Raw genomic sequence first — 16,877 nt, forward strand, 5'->3', positions numbered from 1 at the left:
CCTCGGCGCGCCGTCGGCGGGTCGTCGGCGGCTATGGCTGCGGGGATACCGCCCACGGGTGATCGGGTCGTACCTGCGCGACCGCACTCCGCAGCCATCGCTGCTGGTGTCGGTCCAATCGCGGGCGCAGCGTCGCGGCATCAACTCGGTCTTTCTCACGCGCTTGCTGGTGCTTCATGAACAGCGCGATTTCAGGGTTGAGGTATCGCAGGCCGTCGTCCGCGACCCAGGTGACCTCATCCAGCGGGGCCGCGTGACCTGGGAGCTTCTTGTTCGTCCATCTCCCGCCGTCGTCGGGCGTTAGTGGCACGTCCAGGACCCACGCGGACTGCGCGTTCTTCCGTACCCAGATTGAACTGGTGCGACCCACGATGCGGAAGCGGTGATCGAACGGACGCAGCCACCCGTCGTCCATGTTCCACGGCGTCCAGCGATCCGCGAGGAACAACCGGAACGCCTCAGCGTCCGAGGCGAAAATCGAGATGTCCATATCCTCATGCGATCGCGAAACTCCGGTCCATTTCTCGACCGACCACCCGCCGATGATCCACCACGGACGATCGAAGCCCTCCATGAACGGACCAATCGACGTCGGATCGAGCGGGTCCCAACCCCCGTACCAGCGGTGGAATGCCGCAGGCGGCAAAGGTGCCGCGTTCGGCGAGGGAGTTGGATCCTCAGCAGCGGCTTGAGCGGACATGGTCGGCCTCCTAATCACGAACGTCGATCGTGGTGAGCGTCCCGCCGTCAGCGCGCCTCACGGCGTCCCAAGAGCCGCCGACGGACGGCCCGGTCGTCACTCACGCCGCAGTGCCTAGAAATGTTGAAGCCCCATGTCCGGCGGATCGTGACGATCGCTGGAATATGGGGCTCCTTTATTTGGAGCGGGCGACGGGAATCGAACCCGCGCTATCAGCTTGGGAAGCTGAAGTTCTACCATTAAACTACGCCCGCAGTGACGCAGAAGACATCATACTCAACGCCGTAATTGTCCGTCGCGCGGGATCTCTTCGGCCCCACCGCCATCGCGCTGCTGAGTGCGACAATCGAGCCATGACCGCCTCGCAGCCCACTCGCTGGGACAACGAACTCATCGCGCACGGATCGCGCTGGCAGGCGTACGTCGACCGGTTCACCGGCCTGCACGACTCTGGCGCCGACACAGCCGGCGAGGCCCGGTTCATCGACGCAATCGCTGACCGTTCCGCGGCGATTCTGGACGCCGGTTGTGGTGCGGGACGAGTCGCTTCAGCGCTGGCGACCGCCGGTCACCACGTCGCTGGTGTCGACAAGGACGCCGGACATATCGCGGTCGGACGCGCACGGTACCCCGGACTGCCGCTCCTGGCGCACGACCTACTCACGCTCACCCCGAGCGCGCTGGGATCGGCGCGGTTGCCGACGTCGTACGACATCATCGTGTTGGCGGGCAACGTCATGGTCTACCTCGCGCCTGGCACCGAACGCGATGTGCTGGCCAATCTGCGCACGTTGTTGCGCGAGGGCGGACGGATCGTCACCGGGTTCGCCACCGGCCGCGACTACTCCGTGTCGACGCAGGACGCGGACGCCGCAGCAATCGAGCTCCAGTTGCAACATCGGTTTGCGACCTGGCAACTAGAGCCGTGGCGCGAGGACGCCGACTGGGCCGTGTCGGTCTACACCTGCTGACGCGCCGAAGACCGGGGGCCATTAGGCGGTTGGCGCTAGCGAGAGACGACGCCGGCGACGGGGATGTGCCGCAGCAGATCCCCTGGCAAGACGCCATCGTGTTGCACAGCCACCGCACGACGCTCCGCCGACACCTCGCCGTACTCGGTGGTGCGCTGGCGAGCTGGGCGCCCCGCCTCGGCCGCGATCCGTTCAAGTTCGGTGATAGTGCGGAACGAGCCCGATTCCGAGCCCGCCATCCGCGAGATGGTCTCTTCCATCAGCGTGCCGCCGATGTCGTTGACCCCGCCGCGCAGGTGATCGCGCACGCTGTCTTCGGTGGTCTTCACCCAGGACGTCTGGATGTTGTTGATCTTGCCGTGCAGCAGGATCCGCGACATCGCGTGTACGACCCTGTTCTCCAGTTTGGTCGGCCCCGGCCGCGCCAGACCCGCCAGGTAAATGGGCGAGGACGAGTGCACGAACGGCAGCAGCACAAACTCGCTGAAGCCACCGTTCTCGTCCTGCAGTTGGCCGAGCAGTCGCAGATGCGCTAGCCAGTGTCCGGCATGATCGACGTGCCCGTACATCATCGTGGACGTCGTGGGCAGCCCTTGCCGATGTGCGGCCGTGACAACCTCGATCCATTGCGCGGTCGGCAGTTTGCCCTTGGTCAGCACCCAGCGGACCTCATCGTCAAGGATCTCCGCGGCCGTACCGGGGAAGGAATCGACACCGGCCTCGGACGCCGCCGCCAAGAAGTCGCTAATAGATAGGTCCGTGCGGCTAGCGCCGTTGATGACCTCCATCGGCGAGAACGCGTGCACATGCATCTGCGGCACCCGGTCCTTCACAGCCCGAGCGATGTCGAAGTACGCCGTACCGGGCAGGTCAGGGTGGATGCCACCTTGCATGCACACCTCAGTGGCGCCGACTTCCCACGCTTGCTGCGCCCGGTCAGCGACCTGTTCCAGCGACAGCGTGAACGCGTCGGCGTCGGTTCGCCGCTGCGCGAACGCACAGAATCGGCACCCTGTGTAGCAGACGTTGGTGAAGTTGATATTCCGGTTGACGATGTAGGTGACGACGTCGCCGTTGACCTCACGACGCAACTCATCGGCTAAGCCGGCCAATGCATCGATCTCCGCGCCATCCTGCGCATCAAAGAGCACTGCCGCTTCGGCATCGCTGATCGCCGATTGCCGACTCTCCGCGGCCGAGAGCGCCTGGGCGAACTCGGGGCGAATCGAGCCCGATGATCCACGCGGCGCAGGCTGGGTCACGGCGCGGCCGATCTCCTCCCAGTCGCCGTACACACCGTCGAAGTCTGAGCGGGTCTCGGTCCGTCGCCCCTCGCTGTCGATGTCGCTATTCAGGTTCACGCGGCCGGAGGCGATCATCGCGGACGGCGGCTCTTGCCACGCTCGCCCTTGCACTACCGCGTCAGCAACGGCGAGCCCCGAGTCATCGGCCAGGGCATCCACGTGCGCGAACAGCCGCGGGTCAAGCCAGGACTCGCGCCGGGCAACGTACTCGGGGTAAATGGTCAGGCGCTCCCGCAGCGTGAATCCCTGCTCGGCAACGAACGCCGTCAGTTCGTCGAGCTGCGGCCACGGATACTCCGGGTTCACGTGATCCGGGGTCAACGGGGAGATACCACCCCAGTCGTCGATGCCGGCGTCCAGCAGCAGTTTCAGGTCGTCGGGCGCGAGGTTCGGTGGCGCCTGCAGCCGCATCTTCGGTCCGAGCAGCACGCGGGTGACCGCGAGCGCCGCCGCGAACTCCTGGATGTCGGCATCCGGTTCATTGCGCATCGCCGTATCGGGTTTGGCGCGGAAGTTCTGGATGATCACTTCCTGAATGCCGCCGTAGGTGCGGGCGATGCGGCGCAGGGTGAAAATTGAGTCGACACGTTCGGCGTACGTCTCGCCGATACCGATCAGCAGGCCGGTGGTAAACGGAATGTTGGATCGGCCGGCGTCCTCGAGTACCCGAATCCGAACGTCGGGATCTTTGTCCGGCGAGGCGTAGTGCACCTCGCCCGGCGTTTCGTACAGCCGCCGGGATGTCGTCTCCAGCATCATCCCCATGGACGGCGCGACCGGACGCAGCCGTTGCAGCTCCTGCCACGACATCACGCCCGGATTGAGGTGCGGCAGTAACCCGGTTTCCTCCAGTACCCGGATTGCCATCGCGCGCACATAAGAGAGCGTGTCGGGGTAGCCGGCTTCATCCAGCCACTGCGCGGCGGCGTCCCACCTGTCCTCGGGGCGATCGCCCAGCGTGAACAACGCTTCCTTGCAGCCCATCGCCGCACCCTCACGAGCGATCTCTAGGATCTCGTCGGGTGAGAGGTAGATGGATTCCACGCGGTGCGGGACGGTCGCGAACGTGCAATAGTGGCACCGGTCGCGGCACAGTCGCGTGACCGGGATGAATACCTTTTTGCTGTAGGTCAGAATGCCGGCGCGACCGACGGACTCGAGACCCGCGTCGCGAACGCGAGACGCTGCCGCACTGAGTCGCTCAAGGTCGGCACCACGGGCGTGCAGCAGAATCTCCGCTTCAACCTCATCAATGGTGCTGCCGCGTTCGACGCGGGCAAGCGCCCGACGCATAGCCGTCTCAGTAGGCGGAGTGCTGGTGGTGCTCAATCGCTTCTCCTCAGCGTCCGACGATGGAGCCTGAACCACTCTATGCCCCAGCGCACACTGCCCGGCAGGCCCCGCACGCCGCTGCTAGTTTCCGGGATCCACGCCATCCACGGGATCGACCTGATTGCCGCCCCGCGCGCGTCAACAATCGCGAAACAACGCCCAGTCAGTGGGCTGCTTTCGTACGCCGCGGGATGAGGTGCATGATCGCCACGATCACCGCGCCGACGATGAGGCCGACGATGGCGGAGGCAACGGTGTTGACGAGCCAGCCGAGGAATCCGCCAATCCCGGCGACGCCGTGCACGGCCTCCTCGAGGTGGTGCACCTGCTCGTAGAGCCATCCCCAGCCGAGTTCGTCGACGCCTACCAACAGGATGTGCCCGCCGACCCACAGCATCGCGACAATTCCGACCGTAGACAGCACGCTCATGACCTTCGGCATCGCGGCGACCATCCCGCGCCCGAGCTTCTGCGAGAACGCCGATTCGCGTCCCGCCAACCTGAGCCCGATGTCGTCCATCTTGACGATGAGCGCGACCGCGCCGTACACGATCGCGGTAATCAGCAACGCGACGAGGACCAAGATGATCGCTCGCATCCACAACGCTTGGTCAGCGACCTCGTTCAACGCGATCACCATGATCTCGGCGCTGAGAATCAGGTCGGTGGTCACGGCGCTCTTCACAACCTTGTCTTCGTCGACCCTGGTCGGTTTCGCCGCCGCTCCATCCGCCGGCGCGTGTGCGTCATGTCCGGAGATCCACTCCCAGACCTTTTCGGCACCTTCGTAGGCGAGGTATGCACCGCCACACATCAGGATCGGTGTGAGCAGCCACGGCAGAAACTCGCTCAGCAGTAACGCGATCGGCAGGATGAAGACGAGTTTGTTGCGAATCGATCCCACGGCGATGCGTTTGATGATCGGTAACTCGCGCTCGGCCGCCAGGCCTTCGACGTACCGCGGTGTCACTGCGGCGTCATCGATGATGACGCCAGTTGCCTTCGCGCTCGCCTTGCCAGCCGCTGCGCCGATATCGTCCAGCGACGCGGCAGCCAGTTTCGCGAACGCAGCGATGTCGTCCAGTAACGCGGCAAGTCCAGCGGCCATCGAGATGCTCCACGGTGGTCGGTGCGCAAGGATCACGCGCAGGTGACGGCGAACGGATGACCCGTCGAATCTTACGGGTCTACATCGTGTCGGCGTGAACTGCAAACCGCATCACCAAAAATGTGCCGCACGTCGCACAAGAATCATTAAAGTCCCCGAAACCCCAGGTCAACAAGGACAACAGGGGGTGAACGATACGGGTACGAACGGGGGTCAAAGTGTTACCTATGCCCCGATCGCTCGACCTGTCGGCCCGACCGCACTACCGTGTTACCGGATCGTTACGCAGTGGGTCGTGGCCCCCTCGAATCGATCCAAAATGCTGTAAGCCGGCTGACGGTTATCCCTGTGGATAACTGAACTCCGGGAGTGCGGCCGGGTACAGACTGTTGACAGTCTTTATCTGTCCGTTATCGTTTGTCTCGCTGCTGAGGCACCGAATCAACGTAAGGACCCGACCTAGTGCATCGACGCAAGATGGCGATCGTGAGTGCGCTCGCCGCCACCACGGTGGCACTGAGCACCCCGCTCGCCGCGAGCGCCGCCCCGTCTTCTGGTTCCGAGTCCGATCAGTACGGATACAACAGCCAGTACCAATACGACGATCAGTCCAACGGCTACGGCGAAACTGGCGACGCGAACACCGGATATACCGACGGAACCGGAACCAACGACGGAACCGGATACAGCGACGGAACCGGGACTACCGACGGCACCGCCGGCACGGGCGAGGCTAACGGCGCGACCGGTGGCACCGGCGGCCAATACTCGCCCGAGGTCACCCAACTGCAGCTCGAGATCGAGAAGCTCAACGCCGAAATGCTCGCCGCCGCTGATGCGGCGAACCAGGCCGCAGGCAAGGCGAGCCTCGCCAAGGAGAAGGCGGATAAGGCCAAGAAGGCCCTCAAGGAGGCCACGGCTGAGGCCGAGGCCGCTACCGATCAGGCGAACGCCGTCGCCGCCGATATGTACATGCAGGGCCCGATGTCCCTGACCGAGCAGACGCTGCTGTCCTCCGATGGCCCGCAGGAGTTCATCGATAAGGCTGTACTCGGCGACACCGTGACCGACTACCAACTCAAGCACATCAACGCGATGCTCGCGGCAAAGTCGACGCAGCAGGCCGCGTCGAAGTCGGCCGACGAGGCCGCCGCGACGGCGTCCGCGCAGTCCAAGAAGGCTCAGAAGGTCTCCTCCGACAGCCAGGCCAAACTCGCTGCGGCGCAGGTCAAGATGGACGCGCTCAAGGCTGAAGCCGGCATGCCGGAGACCTCCAGTGAGGCCCCCAGCGCTGCCAGCGCACCGAAGGACAAGATCACCGGCGAGGTCAAGGGCAAGTGGGCGAAGCCGGTCGACGGCACCCTCACCAGTTGCTACTGCGCTCGCTGGGGCACTTTCCATGAGGGCATCGACCTGGCGAACTCGATCGGTACGCCGATCTTCGCAGCCGGCGACGGCACCGTCATGCGCGCCGGTCCGGCGACTGGATTCGGTCTCGCGGTCTACATCCAGCACGAGAACGGCGACGTGACGGTCTACGGCCACGTCAACGAGTACTTCGTCAGTGACGGGCAGAAGGTCAAGGCCGGCCAGCACATCGCCGATGTCGGCAACCGCGGCTACTCCACCGGCCCGCACCTGCACTTTGAGGTGACGAAGGGGATGTACGGCGCGCGCGAGAACCCGCAGGTATGGCTCGCCGAGCGCGGTATCACCGTCGAGTAGCGCCCCACAACATTTGCCGCATAACGCCTTGAGGGCCGCTCTCGTCTACGAGAGCGGCCCTCAAAGTTTTGTCGCCGCTGAGTCGCGACGAGCAGGCCTACGGCGTACTCGTCGCTTCCTGCACGTCCGCGGAGGTGATCGTGATGAGCTCGCTCAGTTCCGGACGACTCGCCAGCTGCCGTAACCGACCCGACTGGACCTTGCGGAGCTTCTCGAACAGCTTGCGCGCATCTCGCGCGTTACCGAAGTTCTCATCCCGCGGGATCCGTTCGAAGTAGTCGCGCAGTAGCCCCACCGCGTCGTCGGCGATCGCGTAGTCGTTGCTGGTGATCATCCCGGTGATGATCTTGGTGAGGTCGTCGGCATCGTAGTTCTCGAACTCGATGGTCTTGACGAAGCGGGACGCAAGGCCGGGGTTCGCATCGAGGAAGTCACGCATCTCGTGCGTGTATCCCGCGGCGATCACGGCGATGTCCTTACGCATGTCTTCCATCAGCTTCACGATCATGTCGACGGCTTCTTGACCGAAGTCGTTGCTGCCGCCGCCGGCCTGCCTGGTGAGCGTGTAGGCCTCGTCGAGGAACACGACACCGCCCTTGGCCTCGTCGAAGACGGCGGCGGTCTTTTCCGCGGTATGCCCGACGTACTGCCCGACCAGATCGCGACGCGAGACCTCCTTCAGCGGTCCGCCCGGTAGCGCCCCCAGGGCTGCGAGGAGCTGTCCGTAGATGCGCCCCACTGTCGTCTTTCCGGTGCCTGGCGCTCCGGCGAAGATGAGGTGGTTCGACATTCCGCCGACGCTTAAGCCCGCCGCACGGCGCCATTCATTCACCTGGATCTCGTCGATGATCGACCTGACCTCGGCCTTCACCCCTTGCAGTCCCACCATGCCGTCGAGTTCGGCGAGCAGGGACTCGACGCGCTGCGGGTCACCCTTGGGTGCCTCCACGGCGCCCAAACCTGCCGATTTGGCGTTCGTATCAATCCGCTCGACGTCCGCATCCTCGGCGATATCGATCTCGGGCGTGCTACAGCGCTCGGTGGTGCAATTGCGCAACTGCCCTCCGGTACCGGGACCGAAGCGAATCCCCGACGACCCCGCCCCGATCACCTTGCACAGGTTCAGCGTCGGCGCGCCACCTTGTGCGATCGCGATTCCTTCGGCCCGGCTGCCGGTGATTTCACAGCCTTCGACGACGGGCTTGGCCGACTCGTACACATAGATTCCGCGGCCACCGACATTGGCGATCTTGCAATTGCGCAACGTGGGCGAAGCTCCGAGCCGCACCACGACGCCGTCGTCGCCAATCTCCCGGATGAGCGCGTCAATCAGCTCACCCTCGGCGTCCTCCACCACCAACCCCACCTGGGAGTTCTCCAAGGTCACATCGCGACCTGAGAACGTCGACCCGTCGGAGATCCGCAATGCGTTTCCCGATCGTGCGGTGAACACCGACGACTCCACCGTGAGAGTCCCCTCGACGACCTTCACCGCGTCGGCGTCCGCAGCGTTCACCGCGAGGTGGCGCAGGGTCAACTCGCCACCGGTCTGCTCGACGATTGGCGCCCATCCACCGCCGCCCACGATCCTGGTCGTCAAGGACGGCTGCTCATCGCCACCCTCGGCGAGAGGCTCGCCCTCCAATGTGAGCACCTTGGAGTCCAGGCGAATGCTCTCTGGGTACTCACCGGCAGCGATTCGGATGGTCGAGCCCGTGGGCGCCTCCGCTATCGCTTCAGCAAGGTTCACATAGCAACCGGGGCTGTTGGGGTCCACCTGAATTGTCTGGGCCATTGGCTCCGCTCTTCGGCTCGTAGAGGCTCGTGGGGATCGACTGCGATTATTGCAGCGCGCATCGCCGTATGCCATGCAGTCAGGTAGGCCACAGATTAAGCCGCCTGACCCAAACGCCATGGACGCCTATGATCGAGCGTGCAGTCACCAACCACTCGATGGGAAGCGCATGACGAAACCGCCTGAGGGGCAGCACGCCCCCACGGGCTCCGAACGTCCGCCGTCGTCGCTTCAACCCCCACGTCCGCGCCGGGCGTACGACGGTGACCCGCAGGAGGCGTCCACGCCGGGACCGCCGCCCACCGCCCCGCCGACCGCGCCGCCCGCACCTCGGCCCGGCGGTACGCCGCAGCAGTCGGGCGAAGCAGCAGAACCCTCGGATTTTGACGCCATCCTTCAGCGCCCGGTACCCCGTCAGCCCGAGAACGCTCCGCAGAGTCGGCTCCGGCCACCTGAGCCACGCGCGACTACCCCGGCGCCGACTGAACGATCTGGACCGAAGCACGCCGCAGCGGGACGCGGGTTCGACGATCACGAGAACGGCACCCCGCGCGCCGCTCAAGATCCGATAAATCAGCAATTCACCGAGCCCGGTAGCGCAGTACAGGGCGATCGGCGAGCCGACGATCTCCGCCCGATCGCCCCGCATCTCGACCCGCGGGTATCACACCTCACCGACGTCACTCCCCCGAAGCGACGCTGGTTCGGGCGCGGGCGGCCGATCCCCGCCGAGCTTCCCACCAACACCACCAGCGACGCGCTCACCAGCACGATCGAAACGCCACGTCGGATCAGCGTCGTCGGCCTCAAGGGAGGCGTGGGCAAGACGACCTCGGCGATCCTGTTGGCTCGCATCATCGCCCGGGTGCGGGCCGAACCCGTGCTGCTGCTGGACTCCGACACCACGTACGGATCGCTCCTGTTGCGGCTCGGCACGCCACCGATCGCCTCCGCGCACGACATCGCGTCCATGGGCGATCCCGGCACGCTGGATGTGCTGCGCGGTGTGATCGCCCGTACGAACGACGGCGTGTGGATCTTGCCGTCAGGGCGCAACCCGGCGCAAAGCGCTGAGTTCGGCGAGCAAACCTATGTCGCGGCCGTGCGCGCGCTGTATCGCTACTTTTCGGTGTCAGTCACCGACTGCGGAACCGGTATCGCCGGTTCGCTGATGCGCCGGGTGATCGAGGCTTCGCATGCGTTGGTGATCGCGACGTCGGCGAGCGTGGACGGCGTACTCGCGGCGCACAACGCCCTCGATTGGCTCACGGCGACTGGGCACGGCGAACTTGCCAGCCGCTCAATTGTGGTGATGGGTAATGTGCCGGAGCAGCCCGTGATCGACGTCGCGGAGACAAAGCGCGGACTCGAGCAGATATGCCACGCGGTGGTCTGCATCCCCACGGATCCGGCCATCTCGCCGGGCGGCTACATAGATTTCGACAGCTTGCAACCGGCCACCCAGCAGGCCGGACACGCGTTGTCGTCATTGGCTTTCGGGTGCTCCTTGCACGGCGGACGATGACCGGGCCGATCCGAGCGCACCTGCCCTGGCAGGCCTCCAGCGAGTTCGAGCAACAGCTGACCGAAGCGTTCGCTGCGGCAGATACCGCACGCTGTTACGGGCTGCTGATGCCCGCGCAGTTCGTCATGCCCACCACGCAGGAGGCCTTCGAGCAGAAGGACCCGGCCCGATGGCCGACGTATACCGACGACGAACGAACTTTCGTTGTCGTGTACACGTCGTTCGAAGCCATGGCGATGGCGGCATCGGGCAACCTGACGCACGGCGTCATTGTCCGCCTGGACGATCTCGCCGCCGCCTGGCCCGACCCGGCGTTCGGGCTGGCAATCAACCCTGGGCTCGGCGTCGCGTTCTACTTCGAGTCGGGCATGCTCGCACGGTTAGCCGCCCCACCGATCGAACTGCTCGATACGCCCGAGGGGCGTTTCGACCTGGTCCTGCAGAAGGTCATCGCGCCGACCGACGTCGAGGCCATGATCGAAGCGCGCGTGCGCACTGTATCGGGATACTGCCAGTTCTACTGGCATGTCGAACATCTCAGTAATCCGGGCGTTCTGATCGATGACCTCGGCCTACCCAGGGAGCGTTACCTCGACGAGTACGGCGCCACCTTCGTGCTGCGCTGGCGGCCGCTGGCCCTCTCTCTCTACGCGGACGCGTACGGCGGTCAGACGGCCGCCGCCCGGGACCTGGTTGGCGGCTCAATCGTCGAAGAGCCGCCCTTTGTCGGGCTCGGGTTCGGGCCGGCGCCTACGCAGGTCATCCGCGAGTTCAAGGCGAACTGCGCGCCGCTGCCGACGGGCGCCGAACTGTGGGAGATCAGCGAAACCGGCCAACGCCGGATCGCGATGCTCGACCTGGCCGCCGGGGGCTGGCGGCTCATTGCCCGCACCGATGAGGTGCAGGCCTCCGCACATGGGCAGGACGAGCGATGATCGCCCGTGCCCGCATCGTCGCCAGTTATCTCGGCACCGAGTATGACGCCGCGATTTACCTTGGTCAGGATGAACAGCTCGTCAGCCTGCACAGCACACGCGACGGTGAGGGGTTCGAACCCATCGGCGAGGAGTTCGTGCGTGAAGTTCCGTTGGCCGAGTGCGACACCATCCACTATGTGCGGCCAATCGGAGAAGTCGGCGACGTACCGGTCGCCATCCTCGACGAGCGGACCGAACCTGCCGAACTGCTCGTAGAGTCGCTGGCCAACGACGCGCCCGCAGCCGCCGAAGCCGGCCTAGAACGCGTAGAGCGCGGCGTGTACCGCAGTTGGGTACCGTCGAGTCAGGTTCGCCAATATCGCTTGGAATTCATCGATCTCAATCCCGCGCCGCAGCACGGCGGCGAGTTCGGCTGACGTCCCCGATCATGTAACGCTCGACTGCCGTCAACTCGAGGGTGACGACGTCCAGGTTGCTCCCGGACAGCAGCCCAAGCTCGTTATGAGAGACCGCTTCGAGCCGCTGCGCTAGGTCACTTCCCCGAATACTCCCGGCGGCCAGCCGCGCTTCGGCGGGGGTCAGTTTCTGCAGGATCGCCAGGTCGGCGTACGTCAGGTCTGCGACGTTCCACGGCGTAAGTTGCGAATATAGCGTTAATACCGTCGTCCACGAGAGCCCTACCTGGTCATCTTCAGCGAGCGACGAATCGCTGTCCACCAGTACGAACACAGGGCGATCTTCGCTGGCGAATCGGGCATCAGGAAACTCGCGGACGACTCGAATCGCGCCCGACGCGCCCGCGGACGTTCGGATGAACGCATCCCAGGCCGCGACGCGGCGGGTTTCCACCCATACCTGGGCACCCAACGCCAAGGCGCGAAAGGCCAGGACCTTGGCCAGCCCGATCGTGCCGACAGCGAGGATCTCGCGCGGCTCACTGCTGAACAGTTCGCGCACCGCGAGTTGGCCGCCGTGCTCGCGGCCGAGAATCATGCCGGCGCCACCTGCCGTGTACTCCACCCCACCTAGCACTTCGTTGCTGGTGCGCACCCCCCGCACCTGGGTGGGCGCGTTCATGTCGACCATGCGGCGTACGTCCGCGAATTTGTCAGTCATACTGCAAAACCGCCGGTGGGTAGTGTCGCGCCGACGCCGAAGCGGTGTGCACCGTCCAGTCGTCGCAGATCGGCGCCCGACTGACCCAGCACGCGCTGCAGACCTCCGTCGACGGCTTCTTGTGTCGAGTCCTCGCGCACGGTAAATCGGATGACCGCCTCCACATCCACGCAGTCACCGACGCGGCGTCCTGCCAGTGAGGTGGTGCTGGCCAGTGCGGGCACTGACTCGATGCCTTCGATCAATGCGCTGGCGGTCTCCCGCTCGGAGAGCGCCGGCCATTCGCGTACCCCGTACGTCACGTGCATCGCGGTGTCCGCCTGCCATTGACGCCAGCTCTCGCGCAGTGTCCCCGTGGGTTGCGTCGGATCCATCCGGATCAACGTAGCCAGATCCTCGGCAGCTTCGCGAACCGTCCGTGTGCGGGGCCGGAATCCGGCCTTGCGCATCCTGCGTTCTACCCGTCGTACCGCATTCAGCAGCGACTGCTCCACCGTCGCCGGCGAGGGCACATCGGCGGAAAACATCGCCTGCACGCATACCCAGGTGCGGCGTCGAGCGGGGATGGTGCCGCCGCTCAGTTCCCGATAGGAGTTGGCGGCGGCGTCGTCGAGGGCCGCGACATTGGGCGCCGGTACGACGTGCGTGATGAGCTGAACCGAAATCGGCACATCGCCGGCCTCGTTGTGCGGCAGCAGTTCAGCCAGCGACGGCAGGCTTCGTTCACTACTCAGATCTGCACGATCGCTGGGAACCACCTCGAGCACCGCGGTGAACCCGGTCGAGTCGGTGAGCACCGCAACTCCGCGGCCGTCGACGTCGAGGCTGCGCAAGGCGCCGCCGTGCGCAACCGCGGACACGATCGCTGAACCCGGTGAAGCCGGTTCGAGGGCCGTGACGCGGCGCCGGGCGAGATACCGCAGGGCGGTGCCCAGCCATTCGTACAGCCATCGTCCATCTATGCGCACGAAGCAGATCGCGAGCGCGATCAATGAGACCGCTGCCACCGATAGCAGCGTCACCATAGAACTTCGAGAAACCGCCGCTACAGCGACGATCGCGCCTTCAGCCGCCATGACTTGCCCGGCGTGAACGGTGCCGAATCGGCGTTGCCGGATTTCGACCGGCGGCTCGATAACTCGTTGATCGTCCTGCGGGTCGGCCGGCGGTGCGGCCTTCTTCGCTGCCGCCGCAATCGCCTGCTGTTCGGCGAGTTCACGCGATGATCGCTGCGCGGCCTCGCGCCGACGCGCGATCGGGGATGTCGCGGCAGCCGATGCCGACGCCGGCGCAGTTGCGGTGTTGACCTCGGCGCGCCGTCCCTGGATGACCTCTCGCTGCGAAGATTCCTGCCGACCGGCAGCCGGAACAGGCGTCGTTTTAGCAGGTCGCTGCGCGGCACTGTCCGAGCGCGCCTCGTTCGGGGCCGCGACCGGCTCGGCCGCCGGTCGCGGCGCACGCAATACGGCGTCTGGTGCCTGCTGTTGACGATCTGTCACGTGAATTCCTTTGCGGTGGACGCCACCATCCTAACGAGACACCGGCTGCGCTCCGACCGCAATCAGTCTCGCTTGGCGCCGATCGCGGGGCCCGATCGCGTCACGCGCTCGTTAGGCGTGCGCGCCGCGATGACGCCGTCACCGGCACCGTCCGCCTCGAACAACTCGGTGCCGCCGACCAACGCCAGTTCCGCCGACAACTGTTCATCCGGCTTCTCGTCCGCGCGAGACCGCGAATTGCGCTCTGCCAACCGCGCCTTGTGCGGCTGGGCCGCTGGTTGGCGCCGTGGTGTCGCGCCTCTGCTCGTCTGCGGATGCCCAGCGACGTCGTTGGGGCGCCCTGTCAGCGACGTGCGCAGCGCGCGACGCGCCGCTTCAGCGTTGGCCTGCCGTGACGTCGGAACCGCAGTCGAGCGCCCACCCAACGACCCAGCACCCTTGGGTGTGCCGTACTCGAGCCGTGGCGACGCCGAACTGCCAACCCCTGGTCTGCTGGTGGCGCCGGGTTTGCCGGTCACACCGGGGCGCGCGCCGATGCCGGGTGCCGTCGGGCGACCCTGCAGCGTCTTTGGCACGTTGGGCGACGTGCTCGGCGTAATCGGTCGACCGCCCGCGGTCCGTCCACCGAGGCCGGGTGCGGCGGGGCGAGCACCGACACCTGGGGCGCCTGGGCGTCCACCGACACCCGGGGCGCCTGGTCGACCGCCCACGCCGGGTGCGGTCGGCGCTCCGGAGCGCCCGCCAAGTGCAGGTGAGCCAGCACCCAGGCCGGATCGCGAGGGAGGCGCAGCGGGGCTGGCGCTCCCGCGCCCGCCAAGGCCTGGTGCGGTCGGCGGTCGGGTACCGGCCCCCGGGCTGCCCATGCCCGGCGCCGCGGGCGCCGCGCCGCGGCCATTGAGGCCTGCGGGCATCCCGGGCGCTGCCGGCCGGGCGCTGCCGGCGGAAAGATTAGGCGCCGTCGGGGCCGCACCGCGGCCGGTTTGCGCGGAGTTGGCCGGAGCAGAGCTCGTCGGACGCAGTAAGGCCGGGGCGACCGGCGGTGGCGCGATGGCGGGGGTGGAGATTCCTTCCGGCGCCTCGGGTGCAGGCAGATGATCGAGCATGTGCTGCTGCACGTCGCGCATGGCCTGTTCGTTGAGCGGATTCGTCGGCGGCTGGCGGAAACCCGCCATGATTTGGTCGCGGAGCTGGCCGACGTCGGGCGACTGCGGGCGTCCGTACATACCGATTAACGCAGCCGTAGGTACGGCTCCCGGCATCGGCTGATTCAACCCCGCGGGCGCGGTCGGCGCGGCTGGGGCCGGTGCACCCGGAACCGCAGGAGTGCCCGGCGCACCTGGGCCGGGGCCGACTCCCGGAGCTGTGAACTCTTTCACGAGCGCGTCCTTGGGGCCCTGGTAGACCGCACCGGTGCTCATCGATTGGAAGGCAGTGTCGTACGCCGTCGACATCGGCGTGAGAATTTCCTCCCGCGAGCGCCTCGAGTAGTGCTCCAGGTTCTCCGCCAGGCGGTCCTTGCCGCCGAAGGCTTCGACAATGTCGGTGCCGAGTTCCCCTATGCTGTCGTTCGCGTTCTCTTCCGAACGCAGCGTGTCAGACTTCTCCTTGTACTCCTGCCACAAGGTGACCATTGCGTTGCGTTTGCGAACGACTTCGCCGTACAGGTTGTAACACAGTGCAGACTTGTTGGAGTTCGCCTTCTCAGCCCAGTTATCCAGCACTGCGGTGAGCATGCCCACCTTCATCAAGAAGGCTTCCTTTGCCGCGCCCTCCCATTTCGAGGACAGCGTGATGCCCTGCTGCCGGATGGCGTCGGCACCCGAGGTTAGCGCTGTGCCGATCTGGCCCCAGGCCCAGCCCGCGTCCCAGATCGTGTCCGGCTCTTCTTTCGTGATCGCCACGTAGTGCATGTTGATGTCGCCGTACTGCAGGTCTTGATTGGCCGGGATCGGCTCGGGCGCATCATCGTAGGACGGGTAGTAGCTCTGGCTTGGAACCCCGGGCTCATACGCACCGGCGCCGGGATCGGGCGCGCCGAAGTTATCGGTCATTGTTGAGCGCCCCTTACGCTACGACCGTCGGATCTGACCCGGTTGGCTCTGCCCCTGGCGCAAGAATCACCTCGTCGGGCTGTTCTGCTTCCGGCGCGCCCGGCACGTTGGCACCCTCCGGGGTGTCCTCCGGAGCCTCGTACTCGTCGTAGTGGGTGTGCCCACCGTTCTCCTGATCGTTCTGGTCCTCGGCCTGGTGCTGGTCCACGAGCGACTCGGCACCTTGAGCGCTGTACGGATCCGCTGGGCGGCAAACGTTTGTCGAGGACGTCACCGGTGCGGTGGGGACGTACGACTCCGTGATCGAGGTGTTGGCCGCCTCTTCCTGGATCTCCTGCTCGGTCTGCTCACCGTTCTGTTCGGCCTGAGCCTGCTGTTCGGCGCGCTGCGCGCTGAGAGTTTGATCGCTGGAGACCGGGTAGAACGCGGAGTTCACTGCGTTCATCTGCGCCTCGGCGTCGGTGTCACTCTCCTGGTAGATCGCTGCGACAGAAACCGCGCCGGTCGTGACGGCCTGAAGTCCGTAGTTCACGTCCGTCAGGAAGTTCGACGTCGCGAGCATCACGTTGTTGTTCCAGGTCGCCAGCAACGCGGCGGACGGCAGACCACTGAGTCCGACCTTCATGCCCAACTTCGAGAAGTTGTCGGTGATCGTCGTGCCATGCGTTTGGTAGTCCTCGGCGGCGCCCTTAGCGAAGTTCATCAACGCTTGGGACTCCACCTTGATACCGGGCAGGTCGAAATCGCCCACAATTGCTCCTTCGTCACATCATCTGAATTCGTCGGCAACCGCGTGTGGGACGTGGCCGCCCG

Annotated in this window: 13 protein-coding genes and 1 tRNA gene; 5 read left to right on the plus strand and 9 right to left on the minus strand. The window is 65.7% G+C overall.

The features are described from left to right. Positions 1-31 precede the first annotated feature (31 nt). Complete coding sequence (locus E1H16_RS10730; protein ID WP_134323870.1) at positions 32-700, minus strand: nucleotidyltransferase domain-containing protein; 669 nt, start codon at positions 698-700, stop codon at positions 32-34. Between the two features lie 180 nt (positions 701-880). Then, a tRNA-Gly gene (locus tag E1H16_RS10735) sits at positions 881-954 on the minus strand. 99 nt (positions 955-1,053) lie between these two features. Here E1H16_RS10735 and E1H16_RS10740 point away from each other — a divergent pair. Then, positions 1,054-1,671 carry a class I SAM-dependent methyltransferase gene (locus E1H16_RS10740; protein ID WP_134323871.1) on the plus strand — a complete coding sequence of 206 codons (618 nt, stop codon included), beginning with the start codon at positions 1,054-1,056 and terminating at the stop codon, positions 1,669-1,671. A 35-nt stretch (positions 1,672-1,706) separates the two neighbouring features. Here the strand turns inward: E1H16_RS10740 and E1H16_RS10745 are convergent, their stop codons facing one another. Then, positions 1,707-4,304 (minus strand): bifunctional FO biosynthesis protein CofGH, encoded by a 2,598-nt coding sequence (locus E1H16_RS10745; RefSeq protein WP_243837822.1) that lies wholly within the window; start codon positions 4,302-4,304, stop codon positions 1,707-1,709. Between the two features lie 166 nt (positions 4,305-4,470). Next, positions 4,471-5,415 carry a DUF808 domain-containing protein gene (locus E1H16_RS10750; protein ID WP_134323872.1) on the minus strand — a complete coding sequence of 315 codons (945 nt, stop codon included), beginning with the start codon at positions 5,413-5,415 and terminating at the stop codon, positions 4,471-4,473. A gap of 462 nt (positions 5,416-5,877) precedes the next feature. Between E1H16_RS10750 and E1H16_RS18780 the strand changes: the two genes are divergently transcribed. Further along, positions 5,878-7,140: a M23 family metallopeptidase gene (locus E1H16_RS18780; RefSeq protein WP_134323873.1), complete on the plus strand. Its 1,263-nt coding sequence runs from the start codon at positions 5,878-5,880 to the stop codon at positions 7,138-7,140. A gap of 97 nt (positions 7,141-7,237) precedes the next feature. Here E1H16_RS18780 and E1H16_RS10760 read toward each other — a convergent pair whose 3' ends face one another. Beyond that, positions 7,238-8,935, minus strand: coding sequence for a right-handed parallel beta-helix repeat-containing protein (locus E1H16_RS10760; protein ID WP_134323874.1), 1,698 nt, complete (start codon positions 8,933-8,935; stop codon positions 7,238-7,240). Positions 8,936-9,104: 169 nt separating this feature from the next. Between E1H16_RS10760 and E1H16_RS10765 the strand changes: the two genes are divergently transcribed. Genes E1H16_RS10765 through E1H16_RS10775 form a run of 3 tightly spaced genes read left to right on the plus strand, consistent with a single transcriptional unit; the run spans position 9,105 to position 11,814 of the window. Then, the gene (locus E1H16_RS10765; protein ID WP_134323875.1) at positions 9,105-10,460 is read left to right on the plus strand and encodes a MinD/ParA family ATP-binding protein; all 1,356 of its coding nucleotides are present in this window, start codon (positions 9,105-9,107) and stop codon (positions 10,458-10,460) included. Continuing rightward, on the plus strand, positions 10,457-11,395 hold the full coding sequence (locus tag E1H16_RS10770) for an SseB family protein (RefSeq protein ID WP_166741717.1): 939 nt from the start codon (positions 10,457-10,459) through the stop codon (positions 11,393-11,395). The genes E1H16_RS10765 and E1H16_RS10770 overlap by 4 nt, the downstream gene beginning before the upstream one ends. Next, positions 11,392-11,814: a hypothetical protein gene (locus E1H16_RS10775; RefSeq protein ID WP_134323877.1), complete on the plus strand. Its 423-nt coding sequence runs from the start codon at positions 11,392-11,394 to the stop codon at positions 11,812-11,814. The genes E1H16_RS10770 and E1H16_RS10775 overlap by 4 nt, the downstream gene beginning before the upstream one ends. On the opposite strand, the gene E1H16_RS10780 is transcribed toward E1H16_RS10775, so the two are convergent. From E1H16_RS10780 to E1H16_RS10795, 4 genes are all read right to left on the minus strand, one after another. Next, a complete protein-coding gene (locus tag E1H16_RS10780; protein WP_134323878.1) occupies positions 11,777-12,514 on the minus strand; it encodes a hypothetical protein in 738 nt (245 codons plus the stop codon). The two genes, E1H16_RS10775 and E1H16_RS10780, sit on opposite strands and share 38 nt — an antisense overlap. Then, entirely contained in the window at positions 12,511-14,013 is a 1,503-nt protein-coding gene (eccE, locus tag E1H16_RS10785; RefSeq protein ID WP_134323879.1) for a type VII secretion protein EccE, read from the minus strand. Before eccE ends, E1H16_RS10780 begins: the two co-directional genes overlap by 4 nt. A 62-nt stretch (positions 14,014-14,075) precedes the next feature. Next, on the minus strand, positions 14,076-16,064 hold the full coding sequence (locus E1H16_RS10790) for a hypothetical protein (RefSeq protein WP_134323880.1): 1,989 nt from the start codon (positions 16,062-16,064) through the stop codon (positions 14,076-14,078). Positions 16,065-16,077: 13 nt separating this feature from the next. Further along, positions 16,078-16,815, minus strand: coding sequence for a hypothetical protein (locus tag E1H16_RS10795; protein ID WP_134323881.1), 738 nt, complete (start codon positions 16,813-16,815; stop codon positions 16,078-16,080). Positions 16,816-16,877: the final 62 nt, after the last annotated feature.

This window comes from Cumulibacter soli, from assembly GCF_004382795.1.
In the GTDB taxonomy this organism is placed as follows: domain Bacteria; phylum Actinomycetota; class Actinomycetes; order Mycobacteriales; family Antricoccaceae; genus Cumulibacter; species Cumulibacter soli.

Coding starts and splice junctions, on each gene's coding strand:
- E1H16_RS10730 (WP_134323870.1), bottom strand. CDS start 700: ATGTCCGCTCAAGCCGCTGCTGAGGATCCAACTCCCTCGCCGAACGCG.
- E1H16_RS10740 (WP_134323871.1), top strand. CDS start 1,054: ATGACCGCCTCGCAGCCCACTCGCTGGGACAACGAACTCATCGCGCAC.
- E1H16_RS10750 (WP_134323872.1), bottom strand. CDS start 5,415: ATGGCCGCTGGACTTGCCGCGTTACTGGACGACATCGCTGCGTTCGCG.
- E1H16_RS10760 (WP_134323874.1), bottom strand. CDS start 8,935: ATGGCCCAGACAATTCAGGTGGACCCCAACAGCCCCGGTTGCTATGTG.
- E1H16_RS10765 (WP_134323875.1), top strand. CDS start 9,105: ATGACGAAACCGCCTGAGGGGCAGCACGCCCCCACGGGCTCCGAACGT.
- E1H16_RS10770 (WP_166741717.1), top strand. CDS start 10,457: ATGACCGGGCCGATCCGAGCGCACCTGCCCTGGCAGGCCTCCAGCGAG.
- E1H16_RS10775 (WP_134323877.1), top strand. CDS start 11,392: ATGATCGCCCGTGCCCGCATCGTCGCCAGTTATCTCGGCACCGAGTAT.
- E1H16_RS10780 (WP_134323878.1), bottom strand. CDS start 12,514: ATGACTGACAAATTCGCGGACGTACGCCGCATGGTCGACATGAACGCG.
- E1H16_RS10790 (WP_134323880.1), bottom strand. CDS start 16,064: ATGACCGATAACTTCGGCGCGCCCGATCCCGGCGCCGGTGCGTATGAG.